Genomic DNA, 24,086 nt, shown 5'->3' with positions numbered 1-24,086 from the left:
GGCGCCGTTGATTGGTGTTATGCGTAGAGCGGGTTGATCTTCTCGGCGTTGATGCCGTACTTCTTGATTGCGTCTGCCACCTTCTGTGCCGGCACCGCACCGTCTTCGGCCAGCGCCTTCAGTGCCGCCACCACGATGAAGTGGCGGTTGACCTCGAAGTGCTCGCGCAGCTTGTTGCGGAAGTCGCTGCGGCCGAAGCCGTCGGTGCCGAGCACCTTGTAGTTGCGGCCCTTCGGGATGAAGGGACGGATCTGCTCGGCGTAGGCCTTCATGTAGTCGGTCGAAGCCACCACCGGACCGCTGCTCGCCGACAGCTGCTGTTCGACGAAGGACACGCGCGGCTTCTCGGTCGGATGAAGCAGGTTCCAGCGGTCGGCTTCCTGGCCGTCGCGAGTCAGCTCGTTGAAGCTCGGGCAGCTCCAGACCGCGGCCGAAACGCCCCAGTCCTTCTCGAGCAGCTCCTGGGCCGCGAAGCTCTCGCGCAGGATCGTGCCGCTGCCCAGCAGTTGGACCGACGGCGACTTGGCCTTGAGCGCGGCCGCCTGCCTGCACAGGTACATGCCCTTGATGATCTGTTCCTCGGTGCCGGGCTGCAGGCCGGGCATCGGGTAGTTCTCGTTGAGCAGCGTGATGTAGTAGTAGACGTTGTCCTGCTTCTCGACCATGCGCTTCAGGCCGTGGTGCAGGATCACGCCGACTTCGTGCGCGAAGGTCGGGTCGTAGCTGACGCAGTTCGGGATCGTGTTGGCCAGGATGTGGCTGTGGCCGTCCTCGTGCTGCAGGCCTTCGCCGTTCAGGGTGGTGCGCCCCGAGGTGCCACCGAGCAGGAAGCCGCGCGCCTGCATGTCGCCGGCCGCCCAGGCCAGGTCGCCGATGCGCTGGAAGCCGAACATCGAGTAGTACACATAGAACGGCACCATGATCCGGTTGTTGGTGCTGTACGAGGTGGCCGCCGCGATCCAGCTCGACATGCCGCCGGCCTCGTTGATGCCTTCCTGCAGGATCTGGCCGGCCTTGTCCTCGCGGTAGTACATCACCTGGTCCTTGTCGACCGGCGTGTACTGCTGCCCCGCGGGGTTGTAGATGCCGATCTGCCGGAACAGGCCTTCCATGCCGAAGGTGCGCGCCTCGTCGACCAGGATCGGCACCACCCGCGGGCCCAGGGCCTGGTCGCGCAGCAGCTGCGTGAGAAAGCGCACGTAGGCCTGTGTGGTCGAGATCTCGCGCCCCTCGGCGGTGGGTTCCAGCACGGCCTTGAAGGTCTCCAGCGCCGGCACGGTGAAGCTCTCGTCGGCCTTCACGCGGCGATGCGGCAGGTAGCCGCCCAGCGCCTTGCGGCGCTCGTGCAGGTACTTCATCTCGGGCGTGTCGTCGGCCGGCTTGTAGAACGGCAGGTCGGCGATCTGGCTGTCCGGGATCGGGATGTTGAAGCGGTCGCGGAAGGCCTTGATGTCCTCGTCGCCGAGCTTCTTGGTCTGGTGGACCGTGTTCTTGCCCTCGCCGATCTTGCCCATGCCGAAGCCCTTGACGGTCTTCACGAGCAGCACGGTCGGCTGGCCCTTGTGCTTGACGGCGGCGTCGAAGGCCGCATAGACCTTCTGCGAGTCGTGGCCGCCGCGGCGGAGGTTCCAGATCTCGTCGTCGCTCATCTTGGCGACCATCTCGAGCGTGCGCGGGTCGCGGCCGAAGAAATGCTTGCGCACGTAGGCGCCGTCATTGGCCTTGAACGACTGGTAGTCGCCGTCGTTGGTCTCCAGCATGATCTTGCGCAGCGCACCTTCCTTGTCGCGCGCCAGCAGCGGGTCCCAGTTGCTGCCCCAGATCAGCTTGATCACGTTCCAGCCCGAACCGCGGAACTCGCCCTCGAGTTCCTGGATGATCTTGCCGTTGCCGCGCACCGGGCCGTCCAGGCGCTGCAGGTTGCAGTTGATCACGAACACCAGGTTGTCGAGGTTCTCGCGCGCCGCCAGGCTGATCGCGCCCAGCGATTCGACTTCGTCCATCTCGCCGTCGCCGCAGAACACCCAGACCTTGCGGTTCTCGGTGTTGGCGATGCCGCGGGCATGCAGGTACTTGAGGAAGCGCGCCTGGTAGATTGCCATCAGCGGGCCCAGACCCATCGAGACGGTCGGGAACTGCCAGAACTCGGGCATCAGCTTGGGATGCGGATAGCTCGACAGGCCCTTGCCGTCGACTTCCTGGCGGAAGTTGAGCAGTTGTTCTTCGGTCAGCCGGCCTTCGAGGTAGGCGCGGGCATAGATGCCGGGCGACACGTGGCCCTGGATGTAGAGGCAGTCGCCGCCGTGGTTCTCGCTCTCGGCGTGCCAGAAGTGGTTGAAGCCGGCGCCGAACATGCTTGCCAGCGAGGCGAAGGAGCCGATGTGGCCGCCTAGGTCGCCGCCTTCGGGCGGGTGGTGGCGGTTGGCCTTGACCACCATCGCCATCGCGTTCCAGCGCATGTACGAACGCAGCCGCTCCTCGATCTCGGCATTGCCGGGCGAGCGCTCCTCCTGGTTGGTCTCGATCGTGTTGACGTAGGCGGTATTGGCCGAGAACGGTTTGTCGATGCTGTTCTGGCGTGCGTGCTCGAGCAATTGCTCGAGGAGGAAGTGCGCGCGATCGGGCCCCTCGCTCTCGATCACGGCGGACAGTGCGTCCATCCATTCACGCGTTTCCTGCGCGTCCAGGTCGTTTGCAGCCGAGCCGAAATGGTTCTCGGGATTTGCCGACATGCTTGTCTCCTTGTGAGGGGTTGTGGGCGTAATTTAGTGCCGTATCCAGCAGTGCGCGGGAGTTTCGCACAGAATTATTGAGATTTCAAATCGTGCTTGTTGATTTCTTATTATGAAACTCATCAGGACAAAGCATCCGCACGTGGGTCCCCGGCACTCGGACTGCGCCCCTCTCCCGCCACAGGGCATCACCTAAACTTGCACGATGCCCCTTTCCTCTCCGATCGCCGTCGCGCGCAATGCCGCGTCGCCGCTGTCCTGGCTGCGACGCTGGTGGCGCCGCCAGACGCCGGTGCTGCAGGACGCGGTCGCCATGCTGGCGCCGCTGGCCGCCGTTCTGCTCTTCCTCGCGGCCATCGTCTCGGCCTTCTGGTACTTGCGGGCCGAGGAGGTGGAGCGGGTCCAGGAATCGGTGAAGCGCGACGTCGAGTACGCCCAGCAGCGGGTGCGGCTGCGCCTGCTCGAACGGCAGGAGCAGTTGATGCGGCTGGCCCGCGACGCCTCCAATCGCGAGATCGACGCGGCGGAGTTCACCAGCCGGGCGGAGTCGCTGGTGAGCCAGTTCCCCGAGCTGCAGTCGGTCAGCTGGATCGACGACCGCCGGCGCTTCAAGGCCAATTACGCGGCGCCGAGCGTCCATCCGGCGCTGCAGCATGCGGTCGGCGAGGTGCTGCGCCCGGGCGACATCGAAAGCAACTATGCGCTGGCGCGCGAACTGCGCCAGCCGGTGTTCTCGCAGCCGCTGGCCGGCGGCGACCCGCCGCCGATGCTCGGGCTCTACATCCCGCTGTTCGACCAGGGGCTGTTCGCCGGCATGCTGATGGGCGAGTTCTCGATCGACGGCCTGTTGCGCTACGGCATGCCTTCGGAGGTGTCGGCCCGCTATGCGGTGTCGCTGCTCGACGCCAAGGGCGGGCTGATCGCCGGCAACACGGTCGCCAGCCCGCGCGGCGCCGGCACCCGGCTGCTGCCCTGGACCGTGCGCACCAACGAATACGAAGTCCCGGTGTCGCCGGTCGGCAATGCGCTGGTGCTGCGGGCGCAGGCCTATCGAACCTCGCAGGGCGTGGTCGGCAACGGCCTGTTCTGGCTGGTCGGGGCGCTCAGCGTGCTCACCAGCTGGATGCTGATCGGCACCTGGCGCCACACCCGCCGCCGGCTGCAGGCCCAGCAGGCGCTGGTGGCCGAGACCAATTTCCGGCGCGCCATGGAGAACTCCATGCTGACCGGCATGCGGGTGCTCGACCTCGAGGGCCGCATCACCTACGTCAACGCCGCCTTCTGCGCCATGACCGGCTGGAGCGAGAACGAGCTGGTCGGCCAAACGCCGCCCTTCCCCTATTGGCTCGAGTCCGACCGCGAGGTCATGAACGAGCGGCTCGAGGAAGAACTCCACGGCCGCGCCCTGCCCGGCGGCTTCCAGGTCCGGGTCAAGCGCCGCAACGGCAGCGTCTTCAATGCCCGGCTCTACGTCTCGCCCTTGATCGACGCCCGCGGCCACCAGACCGGCTGGATGACCTCGATGACCGACATCACCGAGCCGACCCGGATCCGGGAGCAGCTGTCGGCCTCGTACGAGCGCTTCACGACGGTGCTCGAGGCGCTGGATGCCTCGGTGTCGGTGGCGCCGCTCGGCAGCGAGGAGCTGCTGTTCGCCAACAAGCTCTACCGGCTCTGGTTCGGCTCGAACACGGTCGGCCACCTGGGCATGGTGGCGCAGGCCGGCGTGCCGGCCACGCAGGCGCGCGACGAGGAGATGGACGACGTCGACTCCTTCGCCGGCCTGCCGATCGACCAGCTGACCACCGCCCAGCCTGCCAACAACGAGATCTTCGTGCCCGAACTCGGCAAGTGGCTGGAAGTGCGCTCGCGCTACCTGACCTGGGTCGACGGCCGGCTGGCGCAGCTGGTGATCGCCACCGACATCACGCCGCGGCGCGACGCCGAGGACCTGGCGGCGGCGCAGGCCGACCGCGCCCATGCCGCCAGCCGCCTGATCACGATGGGCGAAATGGCCTCCAGCGTGGCGCACGAACTCAACCAGCCCCTGACCGCGATCACCAACTACTGCAACGGGATGGTGTCGCGCATCAAGGGCCAGCAGATCGACTCGGAGGCCCTGCTGGCGGCGCTCGAGAAGACCTCCAAGCAGGCCCAGCGCGCCGGCCAGATCATCCAGCGCATCCGCTCCTTCGTGAAACGCAGCGAGCCCAACCGCACGCCGGCCGAGGTCTCGACCATGGTCAGCGAAGCGGTCGAGCTGGCCGGCATCGAGTTGCGCCGGCGCAACGTGCGGCTCAATCACTACGTGGCGGCGCGGCTGCCGATCCTGCGGGTCGACCCGATCCTGATCGAGCAGGTGATGGTCAACCTGCTGAAGAACGCCGCCGAGTCGATCGACCTGGCCAACCGGCCGCTGGCGCGCCGCAGCGTCGAGCTGCGGGTGCTGCCCAAGAACATCGACGGCCAGCCGGCGGTCGAGTTTTCGGTCCAGGACACCGGCATGGGCCTGGCGCCCGAAGTCATGGACCGGCTCTACGAGGCCTTTTTCTCGACCAAGCCGGAAGGCATGGGGATCGGCCTCAACCTTTGCCGCACCATCGTCGAGTCCCACCGTGGCCGGATGCAGGCCGAGAACATCTACAATGGGCCGGATGTGGTCGGATGCCGTTTTTCCTTCTGGTTACCGGTGTTGGACGCTATCGATTCCGTAGCAAGCAACGAGGCGAAAGTACCTGCATGAGTTTGATTCCGAAGAAGGGCACTGTCTATGTCGTCGACGACGATGAAGCGGTTCGTGATTCGTTGCAATGGCTGCTCGAGGGCAAGGACTACCGGGTCCGCTGCTTCGATTCGGCCGAGTCCTTCCTGTCGCGCTACGACCCGCGCGAAGTGGCCTGCCTGATCGTCGACATCCGCATGGGCGGCATGTCGGGCATCGAGCTCCAAGACCGCCTGATCGAGCGCCGTTCGCCGCTGCCGATCGTGGTCATCACCGGCCACGGCGACGTGCCGATGGCGGTCGACTCGATGAAGAAGGGCGCGATGGACTTCATCCAGAAGCCCTTCAACGACGAGGCGCTGGTGGCCCTGGTCGAGCGCATGCTCGACCATGCCCGCGGCGCCTTCGCGCAGCACCAGCAATCGGCCAGCCGCGACGCCCTGCTGTCCAAGCTGACCGGCCGCGAGGCCCAAGTGCTCGAGCGCATCGTCGCCGGCCGCCTCAACAAGCAGATCGCCGACGACCTCGGCATCAGCATCAAGACGGTGGAGGCGCACCGCGCCAACATCATGGAAAAGCTCAACGCCAACACCGTGGCCGACCTGCTCAAGATCGCCCTCGGGCAAGCGGCGACGCCCGCCAAGGCCTAGTCACTTGCCCCCACGCTCCTCACTTCGTGTGTCGCTGCCCCCCGAGGGGGCCGCAGGCCGCCTTGGGGCGGCCCGGCGCCGGCCTGTACCGCCACCGGCAACCGGTTGCAAACTCCACGCCTGCGCAAGCGGGCGTTTCCATTTCTGAAGTTCGAAAAACGATGACAGCCCAATTGATTGACGGCAACGCGCTCTCCAAGACACTGCGCGCCGAGGTCGCCAACCGCGCCGCGGCGCTCAAGGCCCGCGGCGTGGTGCCCGGCCTGGCGGTGGTGCTGGTCGGCGAGAACCCGGCAAGCCAGGTCTACGTGCGCAACAAGGTCAAGGCCTGCGAGGACAACGGCCTGCACTCGGTACTCGAGAAGTACCCGGCCGAGCTCAGTGAAGCCGACCTGCTGGCCCGCGTCGAGGCGCTCAACAGCGACCCGGCCATCCACGGCATCCTGGTCCAGCTCCCCCTGCCGGCCCACATCGACGCCCAGAAGGTGATCGAGGCGATCGCGCCGGCCAAGGACGTCGACGGCTTCCACGTCGCCAGCGCCGGCGCCCTGATGACCGGCTCGCCCGGCTTCTGGCCCTGCACCCCCTACGGCTGCATGAAGATGCTCGAGTCGATCGGCTACGAGCTGCGCGGCAAGCACGCGGTGGTCATCGGCCGCAGCAACATCGTCGGCAAGCCGATGGCCCTGATGCTGCTGGCCAAGAGCGCCACCGTCACCATCTGCCACAGCGCGACCGCCGACCTGGGCGCCATGACCCGCCAGGCCGACGTGGTGGTGGCGGCGGTCGGCAAGCGCAACGTGCTCACGGCCGACATGGTCAAGCCCGGCGCCGTCGTGATCGATGTCGGCATGAACCGCAACGACGAAGGCAAGCTCTGCGGCGACGTCGACTTCGCCGGCGTGCGCGAGGTGGCCGGCTGGATCACGCCGGTGCCAGGCGGCGTCGGCCCGATGACCATCACGATGCTGCTGGTGAACACGATCGAGGCCGCAGAACGCACGGCCGCCGCCAGCGCCACTTGAACTCGCGCCCCCCGTCCGCCATCTGAATCAGACCATGACCAATCCGCTCCTCGACTTCAACGACCTCCCGCTGTTCGACCAGATCAAGCCGGAGCATGTCGCACCGGCGGTCGACGCCCTGCTCGCCGGCGCCGAGTCGGCCTTGCAGGCGGTGACCGAGCCCGCCTTTCCGGCCGAGTGGACCGCCATCGCAAAGGTGCTGGACGTGGCGTCGGAGCGATTCAGCCGCGCCTGGGGCGCGGTCGGCCACCTCAACGCCGTCGCCGACACCCCCGAGCTGCGGGCGGCCTACAACGAGGCCATGCCGCGCGTCACCGCCTTCTGGACCCGCCTGGGCTCGGACGAGCGGCTGTACGCCAAGTACAAGGCCATCGACCCCGCGACCCTGAACCCCGAGCAGCGCCAGGCGCACCGCAACGCGATCCGCAACTTCGTGCTCGGCGGCGCCGAGTTGCAGGGCGAGGCCAAGGCCCGCTTTGCCGAGATCCAGGAACGCCAGGCCGAACTGAGCCAGAAGTTCAGCGAGAACGCGCTCGACGCCACCGACGCCTTTGCCTGGTACGCCGTCCTCGAAGACCTCGATGGGGTGCCTGAAGACGTGATCGGCGCCGCCCGCGCCGCCGCCGAGGCCGAGGGCAAGGACGGCTACAAGCTCACGCTCAAGATGCCCTGCTACCTGCCGGTGATGCAGTTCGCCAGGAACAGCGCGCTGCGCGAGCGGCTCTATCGCGCCTACGTCACGCGGGCCAGCGAATTCGGCGACCCGGCCTTCGACAACACCGCACTGATCCGCGAGATCCTCGCGCTGCGCCAGGAAGAAGCCAAGCTCCTCGGCTACCCCAACTTCGGCGAGCTCTCGATCGTGCCGAAGATGGCCGAGTCGGCCGACCAGGTGATCAAGTTCCTGCGCGACCTCGCCGCCAAGGCCCGGCCCTACGGCGAGCGCGACCTGGCCGACCTGCGGGCCTTCGCCGCCGAGCACCTGGGGCTCGCCGATCCCCAGCCTTGGGACTGGACCTACGTCGGCGAGAAGCTCAAGGAAGCGCGCTACGCCTTCAGCGAGCAGGAGGTCAAGCAGTACTTCACGGCGCCCAAGGTGATGGCGGGCCTGTTCAAGATCGTCGAGACCCTGTTCGAGGTGTCGATCCAGCGCGACACGGCGCCGGTCTGGCACCCCAGCGTGGAGTTCTACCGCATCGAGCGCGCCGGCCAGAAGGTCGGCCAGTTCTACCTCGATCCCTCGGCCCGCGCCGCCAAGCGCGGCGGCGCCTGGATGGACGACGTCCGCGCCCGCTGGCTGCGCCCGGACACCGGCCGGGTGCAGACGCCGGTCGCCCAACTGGTCTGCAACTTCGCCGAGGGCGTCGACGGCAAACCGCCGCTGCTCACGCACGACGACGTCACCACCCTCTTCCACGAGTTTGGCCACGGCCTGCACCACATGCTGACCCGCATCGACGAACGCGACGTTTCCGGCATCAGCGGCGTCGAATGGGACGCGGTCGAGCTGCCGAGCCAGTTCATGGAGAACTTCTGCTGGGAATGGGACGTGCTCGCGCACATGACCTCGCACGTCGACACCGGCGCGCCGTTGCCGCGCCCCCTGTTCGACAAGATGACCGCGGCGAAGAACTTCCAGAGCGGCCTGCAGACCCTGCGCCAGATCGAGTTCTCGCTCTTCGACATGCTGCTGCACACCCGCTACGACGCCGCCACCGCCCAGCCGGGCGACGTGATGGCGCTGCTGGCCGAGGTGCGCCAGGAAGTCGCGGTGATGCCGGCGCCCGAATTCAGCCGCACGCCGAACACCTTCAGCCACATCTTCTCGGGCGGCTACGCGGCCGGCTACTACAGCTACAAGTGGGCCGAAGTTCTGAGCGCGGATGCCTACGCAGCCTTCGAGGAGACCGCGGGCGCCAACGGCGAGCCGAGCATCGAAACCGGGCGCAAGTACCGCGAGGCGATCCTCGAAGCCGGCGGCAGCCGCAGCGCGATGGAGTCCTTCAAGGCTTTCCGGGGCCGCGAACCCCAACTCGATGCGTTGTTGCGACACCAGGGCATGGCCGAGGCGCAGCCGGCCTGACATACTTCGTTACATTGGAATCCAGAAAGCACGAATGAAGCTCCAGACTGCCTTCGCGGGTCTCACCTTGCTGCTGGTCGCCGGCGCCGCGCTGGCGCAGCCGGTGTACCGCAACGTCGACAAGAACGGCAAGGTCACCTTCTCCGACCAGCCGCCGAGCGCCAACGCGCCGGCGGCGCCGGCCCGGACCGGCAACAGCGTCGCGAGCGCGGGCGGCGGGCTGCCCTACGAGTTGCGGCAGGTGGTCCAGCGCTATCCGGTCATGCTCTACGCCAGCGAGGACTGTGGCCCTTGCGCCGCCGGTCGCTCGCTGCTGGTCACGCGCGGCGTACCTTTCGACGAACGCACGGTCAAGTCCAACGAGGACGTGGCGGCGCTCCAGCGCCTGAGCGGCCAGAGCTCGCTGCCGCTGCTGACGATCGGATCGCAGCAGCTCAAGGGCTTCGGTGACGCCGAGTGGTCGCAGTACCTGGATGCGGCCGGCTATCCCAAGAGCTCGCAATTGCCGGCCGGCTGGCGCAACGGCCCGGCCCAGCCGCTTGTGGCGCAGCAACCTGCGGCGGCGCCCGCGCCGGCCGCCGCGGAACCGCCGCCTTCGCCGGCGGCCGACCTGCCCGCTGCGGCCAACGGACCGACGCCGAGCAATCCGGCCGGAATCCGGTTCTAGCAGCCTCCGGCGTTCCCTCAGCCGAAGGTCATCGTGCGCACGCCCGAGGGCGTCGCCAGCAGGCAGACGCTGGCACGCTGGTGGGCGAACACGCCGACCTCGACCACGCCGGGCCACCGGTTCACCTCGTTCTCGAAGCCGAGCGGATCCGTGATCCGCAGGCCGGTCACGTCGACGATGTGCTGGCCGTTGTCGGTCACCAGCGGGGCGCCGTCCTTCTCGCGCACCTGCGCCAGGCCGCCCAGCCGCGAGAACTGCCGCATGATGCGCCGGGCCGCCATCGGGATGACTTCGACCGGCAGCGGGAAGGCGCCCAGCGTGTTCACCAGCTTGGAGGCATCGGCGATGCAGACGAAGCGCTTCGACTGCGCCGCCACGATCTTCTCGCGCGTGAGCGCGGCGCCGCCGCCCTTGATCATGTAGCCGCGGCCATCGATCTCGTCGGCCCCGTCGATATAGACCGCCAGTTCGTCGACCGCATTGCTGTCGAACACCGCGATGCCCAACGCCCGCAGCCGCTCGGTCGAGGCCACCGAACTCGACACCGCACCCCGGATCTGGTCTTTGATGCCGGCCAGCGCCTCGATGAACTTGTTCACGGTCGAGCCGGTGCCGACGCCGATGATCTCGCCCTTGGGCACGTAGTCCAGCGCGGCGCGGCCGACCAGTGCCTTGAGTTCGTCCTGCGTCAGGACCGGAGCGGGTGCGGAGGAAGTCATCGGGGAGAATCCTGGGCTGATTGAAGTCTGAAGCCGAGAATTATCCGATGCTCCTGCCGTTGCCCTCCTCTCTTTACGCGCTTGCCCGCCCCTTCCTGTTCGGATTCGACGCCGAACGGGCCCACGAGCTGACCCTGGACGCGCTGGCGCGGACCCAGAACACGCCGCTGGCCTGCGCCTACGCGGCGCCGCGCGTGGCCGACCGGGTCACCCTGGCGGGGCTGTCGTTCCCGAACCGGGTCGGCCTGGCGGCGGGCCTCGACAAGAACGCCCGCTGCATCGACGCCTTCGGCGCCATGGGCTTCGGCTTCGTCGAAGTCGGGACGGTCACGCCCAAGCCGCAGCCGGGCAACGCGAAGCCGCGGATCTTTCGCCTGCCGCAGCGCGACGCGCTCATCAACCGGCTCGGCTTCAACAACGAAGGCCTCGAGGCCTTCATCGCCAACGTGCAGCGGGCCCGCTTCCGGCGCGACACCTCGAGGCCGCCGATGCTGCTGGGGCTCAACATCGGCAAGAACGCAGCCACCCCGATCGAGCGCGCGGTCGACGACTACCTGGTCTGCCTCGATGGGGTCTATCCGCACGCCGACTATGTCGCGATCAACATCTCGAGCCCCAACACCGCCAACCTGCGCTCGCTGCAAAGCGACGAGGCACTCGACGGCCTGCTCGGTGCCGTGGCCGACAAGCGCGAAGCGCTGGCGGCACGCCAGGGCAAGCGGGTGCCGCTGTTCGTCAAGATCGCGCCCGACCTCGACGAGGCGCAGGTCAAGGTGATCGCCGCGACGCTGCTGCGCCACCGGATGGACGGCGTCATCGCCACCAACACCACGCTGGCACGCGACGCCGTGGCGGGCCTGCCCCATGCCGAGGAAGCCGGCGGCCTGTCGGGTGCACCCGTGCGCGAAGCCAGCAACCGGGTGATCGGCCAACTGCGCGCGACGCTCGGCAAGGGCTTTCCGATCATCGGCGCAGGCGGCGTGCTGAGCGCAGCGGACGCCCTGGCCAAGGTCGAGGCCGGCGCCGACCTGGTGCAGATCTACACCGGGCTCATCTACCGCGGCCCGGCGCTGGTGCGCCAGGCCGCCCAGGCCCTGCGCGCAAGCAAAGGCTGAGATGCGCGGGCCAGATCGAGCCCGCCCAGGCTTCAGCCGCGCATCCGCCAGAGCACCGGGGCGATCACCGTCGCCCATCGGACCAGGCGACGCGGACCCAGCACGGCGATCACCGTGGCCGTCGCGACCCCGGTGGCGATCGGATGTTCGCGCGCGATGCGCAGGGCCGCGGCCGAGACGGTTTCGGGCTGGCTCGGCGCTTCGCCGGCGCCGCTGGCGGCCGCCTCGAGCGTGGCGATGCGCTCGCGCTGGCGCTCGATACGGGCCAGCAACTGCTCGCTGGTGAGCGAAAGCGCTTGCGCGTCATCTTCGTCCTGATCGGCACCGAAGCGGTGGTGGAACCAGTCCAGATCGCGTTCGAAGGTCAGGCGCGCCGAATCGAGGGCCGAGGACTTGCGCAGCGTGCCCATGAGCAGCAGCACGGCCGCGATCCAGAGCCCACCCCACGCCAGCGCCAGCACCCAGGCCACCGTGGCGCGATACGGCGTGTCCCAGAAATGCACCACGATCGCCACCGACAGCAGCGCGATGACGACGGTGGTCAGCCCGGCAACCGCCACCCCGAGGCCGAGCATCAGCCGCAGGCGCTGCTTCTCCTCGTCCCAGGCCAGCCGCAGGAGTTGGGCGCGATCACTGGCGGCCAGCGCCCCTTCACCGGCCAGGATGCGCAGGCGCCGCAGGCGGGACTTGATTCCGAACAGGGCGCTGAGGCTCATCCTCCGAACTCCGCCGCGCCCCTGGGGCGTTGATCAGCGGCGCCCAAGCAGCAGGCCCACCAGCACACCCACGGCCAGCGCGGCGCCGGCAATTTGCCACGGTTCGTCATGCGCGTAGGCATTGGCCGTATTGGCGGCTTCACGGGCCTTCTGCGCAGCGATGCGGCTCTTCTCGGCCGCCAGCTCCCGCGCGATCGCCAGCTTGCTGTCGATGCGCTGGCGCAGTGCCTTGATGTGCGGCACGGAATCGAGGTCCTTGCTGGCGAGCACGCCGCGCACGTCGCTGGCGATGTCTTCGGCCACGGCGTTGGCCGCGGCTTCGAGGTTGGTGGAAGCAGTCATCGAAAAAGGTCCTCCTCATTCACGCCGGCACCGCGCCGGCGACACCGCGCCGACAAAACGGCACGCCGTTCCATGGTACATGCCCGCGCGGCTCTACGACAGCAGATCACCGACGAAGCGGCCGATCGCCAGGCTGCTGGTGAGCCCCGGCGACTCGATCCCGAACAGGTTGACCAGCCCGGGCACGCCGTGCGCCGCCGGGCCCTGGATCATGAAGTCGGCCGCGGCGTCCCCGGGGCCGGATATCTTGGGCCGAATGCCGGCATAGCCCGGCACCAGCGCGCCGTCCGGCAGCGCCGGCCAGTACTTGCGTACCTCGGCATAGAAGCCCTCGCCGCGCGCCGGGTCCACCACCAGGTCGTCGGGCGATGCCACCCACTGCACGTCCGGTCCGAACTTGGCCTGGCCGCCGAGATCGAGGGTCAGGTGCACGCCCAGTCCCGCGGCCTCGGGCACCGGATAGATCAGGCGGCTGAACGGCGCCCGGCCGGCGAGCGTGAAATAGCTGCCCTTGGCGAACCAGGCCCCCGGCACCGCGGCCGCAGGCAGGCCGTCGAACTGCCGGGCCAGCAGCGGCGCGGCCAGACCGGCCGCATTGACCACGCTGTTGCAGCGCAGGGCCGTGCCGTCGGAAGCCTTCAGCACGATGCCGGCGCCGCCGCACTCAGCGCCGACGACACCGGACTTCAGCGCCAGCACGCCGCCGGCATGCTCGAGGTCGCCCTGCAGGCTCAGCATCAGCGCGTGGCTGTCGACGATGCCGGTGCTCGGCGAATGGAGGGCCGCCAGGCATTCGAGCGCCGGCTCCATCGCCCTGGCCTGAGTGCGCGAGAGCAGCACGAGATCGTCGACGCCGTTGGCGCGCGCCTTGGCGGCGATCGCCTCGAGCTGCCCGACCTGCGCTTCGCTGGTGGCGACGATCAGCTTGCCGCAGCGTCGATGCGGAAGCCCGCGGTCTTCGGCGTACGCGTACAGACGCTGCTTGCCCTCGACGCACAACTGCGCCTTCAGGGAGCCCTGGGGATAGTAGATGCCGGCGTGGATCACCTCGCTGTTGCGGGAACTGGTGCCGGTGCCGATCGCGCCCTCGGATTCGAGCACGATGACCTCGCGTCCCCGCAGGGCCAGCGCGCGCGCCACGGCCAGACCCACCACGCCGGCGCCGATGACGGCGCAATCGAATTCGTCCATACGCCAAGCTTAGCGCGCGGGATGCCGACGATGAAAAAAGTGATTGGTGGGCGGTGGAGGCTTCGAACCTCCGACCCCAGCAGTGTGAATGCTGTGCTCTACCCCTGAGCTAACCGCCCCCGGTACACGGCGTCAGAGTGAATCTGGCCGCACACCTTTAGGTATCTTTTTGGATACCTTCTGGATGTTTTTCGCACCGTGCGATGCGAAGCCTGCGATTATGCCACAGCTTTTTCGGCTGTCTGGCGAAAAAGCGTTCGGCCGTTGCTGGACTTGTCGAGTTGCACCAAGACCTCTTCGTGCGCGGCGAGCTCATGCTCGGTCGCGACCAGCACCGGCAGCTCGAAGGCGCTCAGGTCGATCGTCACCACCGCACCGTGCGCGGGCTCGTTCGACGCGACGTCGATCAGCAGGGCATCCTGTCCGCGTGTGAGGTTGATGTAGACGTCGGCCAGCAGCTGGGCGTCGAGCTTGGCGCCGTGGAAGGTGCGGTTCGACCGGTCGACCCCGAAGCGATCGCACAGCGCATCGAGCGAGTTGCGCTTGCCCGGGTAGACCGCCTTGGCCATGGCGAGCGTGTCGGTCACCTCGCCGACGAAGCTGGCGAGCGGCGGCAGGCCGGCGAGTTCGAGTTCCTTGTTGAGGAAGCCGACGTCGAAGGCCGCGTTGTGGATGATCAGCTCGGCATCGCGCAGGTAGTCGACGACATCCTGCGCCAAGGTCGCGAACTTCGGCTTGTCGCGCAGGAAATCGGTGGTCAGGCCGTGCACCTTCAGCGCGTCCTCGTGGCTCTCGCGCTCGGGATTGAAGTAGATGTGCAGGTCGTTGCCGGTCAGCTTGCGATTGAACAGCTCCACGCATCCCAGTTCGATGATGCGGTCGCCGTTCTCGGCCGACAGGCCGGTGGTCTCGGTGTCTAGAACGATGAGCCTGGACATCAGTGGTTTTCTTTGGCGTGGTTGATCGAGTACTTCGGGATCTCGACCGTCAAGTCGGTCTGGGCGAGTATCGCCTGGCAGCTCAGGCGCGATTGCGGCTCCAGGCCCCAGGCGCGGTCGAGCAGGTCTTCCTCGCCCTCTTCCGCCTCGTTCAGCGACTCGATGCCCTTGCGGACGATCACGTGGCAGGTGGTGCAGGCGCAGCTCATCTCGCAGGCATGCTCGATGTTGATGTGGTTCTCGAGCATGGCCTCGCAGATCGAGGTGCCGGCCGGCGCCGTGATCTCGGCGCCTTGCGGGCAGTACTCGGAATGGGGAAGGATCTTGATCGTGGGCATGTTCTAGAGGGATTCGATCTGTCGGCCGGAGAGCGCACGCGCGATGCCGGCATTCATTCGGGCGGCCGCGAAGGCTTCGGTGCCGTCGGCCAGCGCCTTGGTGGCGGCCTCCACCACGGCGGCATCGTCGGCCGAGCGCGCACTGCGCAGCGCGGCCATCAGCTGCTCGATCGCGGCGTGCTCCTCGGCCGACAGCAGCGAGGCGTCGGCGTCCAGCGCGCTCTGCGTCGCCATCAGCATGCGGTCGGCATCGACGCGCGCCTCGACCAGCGCGCGGGCCTGCATGTCCTGCTGCGCGGTCGCGAAGCTGTCCTTCAGCATCGCCGCGATCTGCTCGTCCGACAGCCCGTAGGAAGGCTTGACCGCAACGCTGGCCTCGACGCCGCTGCCCTGCTCCTTCGCGCTCACGCTGAGCAGGCCGTCGGCATCGACGGTGAAGGTGACCCGGATGCGCGCCGCGCCGGCGGCCATCGGCGGGATGCCGCGCAGCTCGAACCGCGCCAGGCTGCGGCAGTCGGCGACCAGGTCGCGCTCGCCCTGCACCACGTGCAGCGCCAGCGCCGTCTGGCCGTCCTTGTAGGTGGTGAAGTCCTGCGCCATCGCGGTCGGGATGGTCTGGTTGCGCGGCACGATCCGCTCGACCAGGCCGCCCATGGTCTCGATGCCGAGCGACAGCGGAATCACGTCGAGCAGCAGCAGGTCGCCGGCGCCGCCGTTGCCGGCCAGCTGGTTGGCCTGGATCGCGGCGCCGAGCGCCACGACCTGGTCCGGGTCCAGGTTGGTCAGCGGCTCGCGGCCGAGGCAATCGGCCACCGCATGGCGGACCTGCGGCATGCGCGTGGCGCCGCCGACCAGCACGATGCCCTGCAGTTCGCCCGGCGCCAGCCGCGCATCGCGCAGCACGCGCCGCACGGCCGCGATGGTGCGCGCGGTCAGCGCGGCGGTGGCGGCTTCGAACTGCTCGCGCGACACGTCGACCCGGATGTCGCCATCCGCCAGGTGGGCGACGAAAGGCGCGGACGTGGCCTCCGAAAGGGCCTCCTTAGTGGCCCGGGCGGCGACCAGCAGGGCCGCCCGATCGGCATCGCTGCGCGCCTCGAGGCCGCACTTCGAGAGCACGAGGCCGGCCAGCGCATGGTCGTAGTCGTCGCCGCCCAGCGCCGAATCCCCGCCGGTGGCGATGACTTCGAACACCCCTTGCGTGAGCCGCAGGATCGAGATGTCGAAGGTGCCGCCACCGAGGTCGTAGACGGCGTAGACGCCTTCGCTGGCATTGTCCAGCCCGTAGGCGATCGCGGCCGCGGTCGGCTCGCTGATGAGCCGCAGGACGTGGAGGCCGGCGAGCTGCGCCGCATCCTTGGTGGCCTGACGCTGGCCTTCGTCGAAGTAGGCCGGCACGGTGATCACGGCGCCATGGAGGTCGTCGTCGAAGGTGTCTTCGGCCCGGTAGCGCAGGGTCGCCAGGATCTCGGCGCTGACTTCGGTCGGCGACTTCTCGCCGGCCGCCGTCTGGACCTTGACCATGCCGCCGTCGCCCGCCAGGTGGTAGGCCATCGCCTCGCGGTTGGCGACGTCCGCCAGGCCGCGGCCCATCAGCCGCTTGACCGAGGTGATGACGTTGGACGGATCGCTCGCCCGCGCGGCCAGCGCGTCGAAGCCGATCTGCCGGCGCTCGGCGTCGAGGTAGCGCACGGCGGAGGGCAGCAGCACGCGGCCTTCGGCGTCGGGCAGGCATTCGGCGACGCCGTTGCGGACCGCCGCGACGAGCGAATGGGTGGTGCCGAGGTCGATGCCGACCGCGATGCGACGCTGGTGCGGATCGGGCGCCTGGCCCGGTTCTGAAATCTGGAGCAATGCCATCGCGCTATTTTCTCTATTGGTCGACCTTGGCCTCGATGTCCTCGGCAAAGCGCTCGATGAACATGAGGGCTCTCACTTGTCGTGCCGCTTCTGCGTAGTCGCCCTTCTCGTCGATCAGCCAGTCGAGCGAGGACAGCGCGCGCGCGCGGGCCGCCTCGACCTCCACGCGCAACTTCTCGAACGCGGCGGGGTCCTGGGCGTCGTCGAGTTCCTCGCGCCACGCCATCTGCTGCATCAGGAAGGCGGCCGGCATCGCCGTGTTGGTCTCGGCCCGGATCGGCGCGCCGTTCAGCTGGCACAGGTAGGTGGCCCGCTTGATCGGGTTCTTGAGCCGCTGATAGGCTTCGTTGATGCGCACCGACCACTGCATCGCCAGCCGCTGCGCCGCGCCGCCCTGCGCCGCGAAGCGGTCGGGATGGGCCTCGCGCTGCAGTTCCTTCCAGCGGGTGTCGAGGGCGCCGCGGTCTTGCGCAAAGGTCGCCGGCACGCCGAAAAGCACGAAATCGGTGTCGTTTAGGTTCATAAGGCTGGGCGCCGGGCCGCCCCAAGGCCAGCCTGCGCCCCCTCGGGGGGCAGAAAGGACACGAAGTGCCGAACTTGGGGGCTCATCTCGTTAAAAAGCCGCCGGCACGTTGGTGTGGGCGGCTCGGGTGCATCGCGCGCAGGGGCTCAGATGCGAAAACTCTCGCCGCAGCCGCAACGGTCGCGTTCGTTCGGGTTGTTGAACTTGAAGCCCTCGTTGAGGCCCTCGCGCACGAAGTCGAGCTGCGTGCCGTCGATGTAGGCCAGGCTCTTCGGGTCGACCAGCACCTTGATGCCATGGTCTTCGAACACCACGTCTTCGGGCTCGAATTCGTCCACGTACTCGAGCTTGTAGGCCAGGCCCGAGCAGCCGGTGGTCTTGACGCCCAGCCGCACGCCCACGCCCTTGCCTCGTTTGCCGAGGTATCGGGAGACGTGGCGCGCGGCCGATTCGGTCAGGGTCACAGCCATGTCAGTGAACGGATTCCGCCGCCGCGGCCGCGACGCCGTGCTTGGCCTTGTAGTCGCTGACAGCCGCCTTGATCGCGTCTTCGGCCAGGATCGAGCAGTGGATCTTGACCGGCGGCAGCGCCAGTTCCTCGGCGATCTGCGAATTCTTGAGCGCCGCCGCTTCGTCGAGCGTCTTGCCCTTGACCCATTCGGTCACGAGCGAGGACGAGGCGATCGCCGAGCCGCAGCCGTAGGTCTTGAAGCGCGCGTCTTCGATCACGCCGGTCTCGGGGTTGACCTTGATCTGCAGCTTCATGACGTCGCCGCAGGCCGGCGCTCCGACCATGCCGGTGCCGACCGAGTCGTCGCCCTTTTCGAAGGAGCCGACGTTGCGGGGATTTTCGTAGTGGTCAATGACCTTGGATGAGTAAGCCATGGTGGGGTACCTCTGTGAATTTTCAGTGAGCCGACCACTGGATCGTGCTGATGTCGATGCCGTCCTTGAACATCTCCCACAGCGGGCTGAGTTCGCGCAATTTGGCGACGTTGTGCTTGATGGTCGAGATCGCGTAGTCGATTTCTTCTTCGGTCGTGAAACGGCCGATGGTCATGCGCAGGCTGCTGTGGGCCAACTCGTCGCTGCGGCCGAGTGCGCGCAGCACGTAACTGGGCTCCAGGCTGGCCGAGGTGCAGGCCGAGCCGCTGGACACCGCCAGGCCCTTGATGCCCATGATCAGCGACTCGCCTTCGACGTAGTTGAAGCTGATGTTCAGGTTGTGCGGCACCCGGTGTTCGAGATTGCCGTTGATGAAGACCTGCTCGACGTCCTTCAGGCCGTCGAGCAGCCGCTTCTGCAGCGCGGTGGCCTTGGCGATGTCTTCCTTCATCTCGAGCTTGGCCAGGCGGAAAGCCTCGCCCATGCCGACGATCTGGTGCGTCGGCAGGGTGCCCGAGCGCATGCCGCGCTCGTGGCCGCCGCCGTGCATCTGGGCCTCGAGCCGCACGCGCGGCTTGCGGCGCACGTACAGCGCGCCGATGCCCTTGGGACCGTAGGTCTTGTGCGAAGCCAGGCTCATGAGGTCGATCGGCAGCGTCTTGACGTCGATCTCGACCTTGCCCGTGGCCTGCGCCGCGTCGACGTGGAAGATCACGCCCTTTTCGCGGCAGATGTTGCCCAGCGCGACCACGTCCTGGATCACGCCGATCTCGTTGTTGACGAACATCACGCTCGCCAGGATGGTGTCGGGACGGATCGCGGCCTTGAACGCCTCGAGGTCGAGCAGGCCGTCCTCCTGGACGTCCAGGTAGCTCACTTCGAAGCCCTGGCGCTCGAGTTCGCGCATCGTGTCGAGCACCGCCTTGTGCTCGGTCTTGACCGTGATGAGGTGCTTGCCCTTGCCCTTGTAGAAATGCGCCGCGCCCTTCAGCGCGAGGTTGTTCGACTCGGTGGCGCCGGAGGTCCAGACGATCTCGCGCGGATCGGCGCCGATCAGGTCGGCCACCTCGACACGGGCCTTTTCGACGGCCTCCTCGGCCTCCCAGCCCCAGGCGTGGCTGCGCGACGCCGGGTTGCCGAAATGCTCGCGCAACCAGGGAATCATCGCGTCGACGACGCGCGGGTCCACCGGCGTGGTGGCGCCGTAGTCGAGATAGATGGGGAAATGAGGGGTGACGTCCATGGCTGGCTCAGGCTGGCGTGGGGTTGATCGTTGTGTATGGTGTTTCAACCGAGGCGCCCGAAGGCGCCGCCGGATCAGGATTTGGCGAAGGCGTTGCCCAGTGCGAACACGGAGTTCGGTGCGTTCACGCGTATCGGCTTGACCACCGGCTGGGCCGAGATCGCCCGCTTGACGGCCGGCTTATTCTCGATCTGCACGCCCTTGGCGATCTGGTCGTCGACCAGCTTCTGCAAGGTGACGGAGTCGAGGAACTCGACCATCCGCTGGTTCAGCGAAGCCCACAGTTCGTGCGTCATGCAGCGCCCAGCCTCGCCGAGGCAGTTTTCCTTGCCGCCGCACTGGGTGGCGTCGATCGGCTCGTCGACCGAGACGATGATGTCGGCCACCGTGATGTCGGCCGCCTTGCGGCCGAGCGAATAGCCGCCGCCGGGACCGCGGGTGGACTCCACCAGTTCATGGCGGCGCAGCTTGCCGAACAGCTGCTCCAGATAGGACAGCGAAATCTGCTGCCGCTGGCTGATCGCGGCCAGCGTGACCGGACCGGTGTTCTGGCGCAGTGCCAGATCGATCATGGCCGTAACCGCAAAGCGGCCTTTGGTAGTGAGACGCATCGCAAGCTCCTTGAGTGCTTACCGTGGAAAGGACACCGAACCCCCCGGGCCGCGGTGACGTCGTCTCCGCCCTGCACGACCCCGGTCCGATCGGTGAACCGAAAGGTTGGAGTCGCCCTTCATCGCGAAGTTCTTTTGTTCTTGAGTATTTCGGTCAAGTATAGCAGAAGCCCCTGCAGGCTGCTGGGGTAAACCCGGTGGCGCGGGGGGAGACCTGATCAGTTGGGGACAGAGCAAAAACTGCTTCGCAGTTTCTTGGTCTGTCCCGCAAGGTCTCAGATAGCAATGTTGTCGTGCCCGGAGGCCCCGAATGCCTGTTCGCGCAGTTCGGCCAGCTGGTCGCGGACCCGGGCGGCCTTCTCGAACTCGAGGTTCCGGGCGTGCTCCAGCATGAGCTTCTCGAGCCGCTTGATCTCGCGCGCCACGTCCTTTTCGGACATGTCCTCGACCTTGGCGCGCTCCAGTTCGCGCTTGGCCGCCTCCTTGCCCGATTTCTCGCTGTAGACGCCGTCGATCAGGTCGCGCACCTGTTTCACGATGCTGCGCGGCGTGATGCCGTGGGTCTCGTTGTAGGCGATCTGGCGGGCCCGGCGCCGCTCGGTCTCGCCGATCGCCTTCTTCATCGAATCCGTCATCCGGTCGGCGTACAGGATCGCCTTGCCGTTCAGGTTGCGCGCGGCGCGGCCGATGGTCTGGATCAGGGAGCGCTCAGCGCGCAGGAAGCCTTCCTTGTCGGCATCGAGGATCGCCACCAGAGAGACCTCGGGGATGTCCAGGCCTTCGCGCAGCAGATTGATGCCGACCAGCACGTCGAAGCTGCCCAACCGGAGGTCGCGCAGGATCTCGACCCGCTCGACCGTGTCGATGTCGCTGTGCAGGTAGCGCACCTTGACGCCGTTGTCGCTCAGGTAGTCGGTCAGCTGCTCGGCCATGCGCTTGGTCAAGGTGGTGATCAGCACCCGCTCGTTCTTGTCGACCCGCAGGCGGATCTCCTGCAGCACGTCGTCGACCTGGTGGGTGGCGGGGCGGACCTCGACCTCGGGGTCGATCAGGCCGGTGGGGCGCACCAGCTGCTCCACCACGTTGCCGGCGTTGTCTTTCTCGTACTGCGCCGGGGTGGCCGAGACGAAGATGCACTGCCGCATCCGGGTCTCGAACTCCTCGAACTTGAGGGGGCGGTTGTCCAGCGCCGACGGCAGCCGGAAGCCGTACTCGACCAGCGTCGTCTTGCGCGCCCGGTCGCCGTTGTACATGCCGCCCAGCTGGCCGATCATCTGGTGGCTCTCGTCGAGGAACATCAGGGCGTCCTTCGGCAGGTAGTCGGTCAGCGTGGCCGGCGGCTCGCCGGGCGCGGCGCCCGAGAGATGCCGCGTGTAGTTCTCGATACCCTTGCAGTGGCCGATCTCGGCCAGCATCTCGAGGTCGAATCGGGTGCGCTGCTCGATGCGCTGCGCCTCCACCAGCTTGCCCTCGGCGACGAAGAACTTGAGCCGCTCGTCGAGTTCGAGCTTGATGGTCTCGACCGCGCTCAGCACCTTGTCGCGCGGTGTGACGTAGTGGCTCGACGGATAGACCGTAAAGCGCGGGATCTTCTGCCGGATGCGCCCGGTCAGCGGGTCGAACAGCTGCAGCGACTCGATTTCGTCGTCGAACAGCTCGATGCGGATCGCGAGCTCGCTGTGCTCGGCCGGGAAGACGTCGATGGTGTCGCCGCGCACCCGGAAAGTGCCGCGCGAGAAATCCTGCTCGTTGCGCGTGTACTGCATGCGGATCAGGCGGCCGATCACGTCGCGCTGACCGATCTTGTCGCCCTGGCGCATGATGAAGCGCATCTGCGTGTAGTCCTCGGGCGTGCCGATGCCGTAGATGGCGCTCACGGTCGCCACGATCACCGTGTCGCGGCGCTCCAGCACGCTCTTGGTGGCCGACAGCCGCATCTGCTCGATGTGCTCGTTGATCGAGCTGTCCTTCTCGATGAACAGGTCGCGCTGCGGCACATAGGCCTCGGGCTGGTAGTAGTCGTAGTAGCTGACGAAGTACTCGACCGCGTTTTTCGGGAAGAACTCGCGGAATTCGCTGTAGAGCTGCGCCGCCAGGGTCTTGTTGGGCGCGAAGACGATCGCCGGGCGCCCTAGCCGGGCGATCACGTTGGCCATGGTGAAGGTCTTGCCGGAACCGGTCACGCCAAGCAGGGTCTGGAACACCTCGCCGTCCTGCACGCCCTCGACCAGCCCCGCGATCGCCTTCGGCTGGTCGCCCGCCGGCGGATAGGGCTGGAAAAGCTCGAACGGCGACCCGGGAAAACTGATGAATTCGCCCGGCTTGTGCGGACCCACCGGGTCGGCATGTTGCGGTTCGGGAATGACTTCTGAGGTTTCTGGCATGGCGTGGACGGCTGAAGCTGGTGGCGTGGCCGGTAAAATTCAAGCTAACCGGGCAGCGTAACGCAGGACCCGGCTTCACGTGAACCGCTCATCCAAAGGACTTTCCATGTCAATGTTCACCGCCGTCGAAATGGCGCCTCGCGACCCGATCCTGGGCCTCAACGAGCAATACGCTGCCGACGGCAATCCGAAAAAGGTCAATCTCGGCGTGGGCGTGTACTACGACGACAACGGCAAGCTGCCGCTGCTGAAGTGCGTGCAGGCCGCGGAAGAAGACATGATGAAGGCGCCCAGCGCCCGCGGCTACCTGCCGATCGACGGCATCGCCGCCTATGACAACGCGGTCAAGGGCCTGGTCTTCGGCGCCGACAGCGAACCCGTGCAGTCCGGCCGCGTCGCCACCATCCAGGCGATCGGCGGCACCGGCGGCCTGAAGGTCGGCGCCGACTTCCTCAAGAAGCTCACCCCCGCCGCCAAGGTGCTGATCAGCGATCCGAGCTGGGAAAACCACCGCGCGCTGTTCACCAACGCCGGTTTCACGGTCGAGAGCTACCCCTACTACGACGCCGCCAAGCGCGGCATCGACTTCGAAGGCATGCTGGCGGCGCTCAAGGCGGCGCCGGCCGGCACCATCGTCGTGCTGCACGCCTGCTGCCACAACCCGACCGGCTACGACATCACGCCCGCCCAGTGGGACCAGGTCATCGCCGCGGTCAAGGCCGGCGGCCTGACCCCCTTCCTCGACATGGCCTACCAGGGCTTCGGCCACGGCATCCAGGAAGACGGCGCGGTGATCGGCAAGTTCGTCGAAGCCGGCCTGACCTTCTTCGTCTCGACCTCCTTCTCGAAGAGCTTCAGCCTGTACGGCGAGCGCGTGGGCGCCCTCTCGGTGCTGTGCGAGAGCAAGGAAGAGGCCGCCCGCGTGCTGTCGCAGCTCAAGATCGCGATCCGCACCAACTACAGCAACCCGCCGATCCACGGCGGCGCAGTGGTGGCCGCCGTCCTCAACGACCCGGCACGACGCGCCGTCTGGGAGGCAGAACTGGCTGAAATGCGCGTGCGAATCAAGGCCATGCGCCAGAAGCTGGTCGACGGCCTGAAGGCCGCCGGCGTGAAGCAGGACATGGGCTTCATCACCTCCCAGATCGGGATGTTCAGCTATTCGGGCCTGACCAAGGATCAGATGGTGCGCCTGCGCGAGGAGTTCGGGGTCTACGGCACTGACACCGGTCGGATGTGCGTGGCGGCGCTCAACAGCAAGAACATCGACTACGTCTGCGAGAGCATCGCCAAGGTGCTCTGACGGCGGTTCCGGCCGTTCCCGGCGCCCTGCCGACGCCGC

Annotated in this window: 21 protein-coding genes and 1 tRNA gene; 7 read left to right on the top strand and 15 right to left on the bottom strand. The window is 67.4% G+C overall.

Features of this window, described 5'->3' with window-relative positions; genetic code table 11:
* Nucleotides 1-17: 17 nt before the first annotated feature.
* Entirely contained in the window at nt 18-2,732 is a 2,715-nt protein-coding gene (gene aceE, locus QZH52_RS13205; RefSeq protein ID WP_301809521.1) for a pyruvate dehydrogenase (acetyl-transferring), homodimeric type, read from the bottom strand.
* 205 nt (nt 2,733-2,937) lie between these two features.
* Here aceE and QZH52_RS13200 point away from each other — a divergent pair, with 205 nt between their 5' ends.
* The 5 genes from QZH52_RS13200 to QZH52_RS13180 all read left to right on the top strand — a co-directional run bounded on the left by QZH52_RS13200 (nt 2,938) and on the right by QZH52_RS13180 (nt 9,879).
* Nucleotides 2,938-5,475 (top strand): PAS domain-containing sensor histidine kinase, encoded by a 2,538-nt coding sequence (locus tag QZH52_RS13200; protein WP_301809518.1) that lies wholly within the window; start codon nt 2,938-2,940, stop codon nt 5,473-5,475.
* On the top strand, nt 5,472-6,104 hold the full coding sequence (locus QZH52_RS13195) for a response regulator transcription factor (RefSeq protein ID WP_286507613.1): 633 nt from the start codon (nt 5,472-5,474) through the stop codon (nt 6,102-6,104). Before QZH52_RS13200 ends, QZH52_RS13195 begins: the two co-directional genes overlap by 4 nt.
* A gap of 161 nt (nt 6,105-6,265) precedes the next feature.
* Nucleotides 6,266-7,129, top strand: coding sequence for a bifunctional methylenetetrahydrofolate dehydrogenase/methenyltetrahydrofolate cyclohydrolase FolD (folD, locus tag QZH52_RS13190; RefSeq protein WP_301809514.1), 864 nt, complete (start codon nt 6,266-6,268; stop codon nt 7,127-7,129).
* A gap of 34 nt (nt 7,130-7,163) precedes the next feature.
* Nucleotides 7,164-9,212, top strand: coding sequence for a M3 family metallopeptidase (locus QZH52_RS13185; protein ID WP_301809512.1), 2,049 nt, complete (start codon nt 7,164-7,166; stop codon nt 9,210-9,212).
* 34 nt (nt 9,213-9,246) lie between these two features.
* The gene (locus QZH52_RS13180; protein ID WP_301809510.1) at nt 9,247-9,879 is read left to right on the top strand and encodes a glutaredoxin family protein; all 633 of its coding nucleotides are present in this window, start codon (nt 9,247-9,249) and stop codon (nt 9,877-9,879) included.
* A gap of 17 nt (nt 9,880-9,896) precedes the next feature.
* Here the strand turns inward: QZH52_RS13180 and rpiA are convergent, their stop codons facing one another.
* The gene (rpiA, locus tag QZH52_RS13175) at nt 9,897-10,598 is read right to left on the bottom strand and encodes a ribose-5-phosphate isomerase RpiA (protein ID WP_301809506.1); all 702 of its coding nucleotides are present in this window, start codon (nt 10,596-10,598) and stop codon (nt 9,897-9,899) included.
* A 47-nt stretch (nt 10,599-10,645) separates the two neighbouring features.
* Between rpiA and QZH52_RS13170 the strand changes: the two genes are divergently transcribed.
* Complete coding sequence (locus QZH52_RS13170; protein WP_301809503.1) at nt 10,646-11,713, top strand: quinone-dependent dihydroorotate dehydrogenase; 1,068 nt, start codon at nt 10,646-10,648, stop codon at nt 11,711-11,713.
* A 32-nt stretch (nt 11,714-11,745) separates the two neighbouring features.
* Here QZH52_RS13170 and QZH52_RS13165 read toward each other — a convergent pair whose 3' ends face one another.
* From QZH52_RS13165 to uvrB, 13 genes are all read right to left on the bottom strand, one after another.
* Nucleotides 11,746-12,429 carry a phage holin family protein gene (locus QZH52_RS13165; RefSeq protein ID WP_301809500.1) on the bottom strand — a complete coding sequence of 228 codons (684 nt, stop codon included), beginning with the start codon at nt 12,427-12,429 and terminating at the stop codon, nt 11,746-11,748.
* A 33-nt stretch (nt 12,430-12,462) separates the two neighbouring features.
* Nucleotides 12,463-12,771, bottom strand: a complete 309-nt coding sequence (locus QZH52_RS13160; RefSeq protein WP_286524169.1) for a glycine zipper domain-containing protein — start codon at nt 12,769-12,771, stop codon at nt 12,463-12,465.
* A gap of 93 nt (nt 12,772-12,864) precedes the next feature.
* A complete protein-coding gene (locus QZH52_RS13155) occupies nt 12,865-13,962 on the bottom strand; it encodes an NAD(P)/FAD-dependent oxidoreductase (RefSeq protein WP_301809499.1) in 1,098 nt (365 codons plus the stop codon).
* A 44-nt stretch (nt 13,963-14,006) separates the two neighbouring features.
* A tRNA-Val gene (locus tag QZH52_RS13150) sits at nt 14,007-14,081 on the bottom strand.
* A gap of 99 nt (nt 14,082-14,180) precedes the next feature.
* Nucleotides 14,181-14,900 (bottom strand): DNA polymerase III subunit epsilon, encoded by a 720-nt coding sequence (gene dnaQ / locus QZH52_RS13145; RefSeq protein WP_286532967.1) that lies wholly within the window; start codon nt 14,898-14,900, stop codon nt 14,181-14,183.
* Nucleotides 14,900-15,238, bottom strand: a complete 339-nt coding sequence (fdx, locus tag QZH52_RS13140) for an ISC system 2Fe-2S type ferredoxin (RefSeq protein WP_286524177.1) — start codon at nt 15,236-15,238, stop codon at nt 14,900-14,902. Before fdx ends, dnaQ begins: the two co-directional genes overlap by 1 nt.
* A gap of 3 nt (nt 15,239-15,241) precedes the next feature.
* Nucleotides 15,242-17,098 (bottom strand): Fe-S protein assembly chaperone HscA, encoded by a 1,857-nt coding sequence (gene hscA, locus QZH52_RS13135; RefSeq protein WP_301809494.1) that lies wholly within the window; start codon nt 17,096-17,098, stop codon nt 15,242-15,244.
* A gap of 13 nt (nt 17,099-17,111) precedes the next feature.
* Nucleotides 17,112-17,621 carry a Fe-S protein assembly co-chaperone HscB gene (gene hscB / locus QZH52_RS13130; RefSeq protein ID WP_301809492.1) on the bottom strand — a complete coding sequence of 170 codons (510 nt, stop codon included), beginning with the start codon at nt 17,619-17,621 and terminating at the stop codon, nt 17,112-17,114.
* A gap of 146 nt (nt 17,622-17,767) precedes the next feature.
* A complete protein-coding gene (gene iscA / locus QZH52_RS13125; RefSeq protein ID WP_301809491.1) occupies nt 17,768-18,091 on the bottom strand; it encodes an iron-sulfur cluster assembly protein IscA in 324 nt (107 codons plus the stop codon).
* Between the two features lies 1 nt (nt 18,092).
* On the bottom strand, nt 18,093-18,506 hold the full coding sequence (iscU, locus tag QZH52_RS13120; protein ID WP_286532960.1) for a Fe-S cluster assembly scaffold IscU: 414 nt from the start codon (nt 18,504-18,506) through the stop codon (nt 18,093-18,095).
* A gap of 22 nt (nt 18,507-18,528) precedes the next feature.
* Nucleotides 18,529-19,749: an IscS subfamily cysteine desulfurase gene (locus tag QZH52_RS13115; protein WP_286524185.1), complete on the bottom strand. Its 1,221-nt coding sequence runs from the start codon at nt 19,747-19,749 to the stop codon at nt 18,529-18,531.
* A 74-nt stretch (nt 19,750-19,823) separates the two neighbouring features.
* The gene (gene iscR / locus QZH52_RS13110) at nt 19,824-20,360 is read right to left on the bottom strand and encodes a Fe-S cluster assembly transcriptional regulator IscR (protein WP_158720462.1); all 537 of its coding nucleotides are present in this window, start codon (nt 20,358-20,360) and stop codon (nt 19,824-19,826) included.
* 275 nt (nt 20,361-20,635) lie between these two features.
* Complete coding sequence (uvrB, locus tag QZH52_RS13105) at nt 20,636-22,744, bottom strand: excinuclease ABC subunit UvrB (RefSeq protein ID WP_301809477.1); 2,109 nt, start codon at nt 22,742-22,744, stop codon at nt 20,636-20,638.
* Between the two features lie 106 nt (nt 22,745-22,850).
* On the opposite strand from uvrB, the gene QZH52_RS13100 reads away from it, so the two are divergent.
* Complete coding sequence (locus QZH52_RS13100) at nt 22,851-24,047, top strand: amino acid aminotransferase (RefSeq protein WP_301809475.1); 1,197 nt, start codon at nt 22,851-22,853, stop codon at nt 24,045-24,047.
* The last annotated feature ends 39 nt before the right edge of the window (nt 24,048-24,086 follow it).

The organism is Variovorax ginsengisoli (genome assembly GCF_030486595.1).
GTDB lineage: Bacteria > Pseudomonadota > Gammaproteobacteria > Burkholderiales > Burkholderiaceae_C > Variovorax > Variovorax ginsengisoli_B.
Note: the sequence above shows the minus strand (reverse complement) of the source record. Positions and strands in the feature narration are given on the sequence as shown.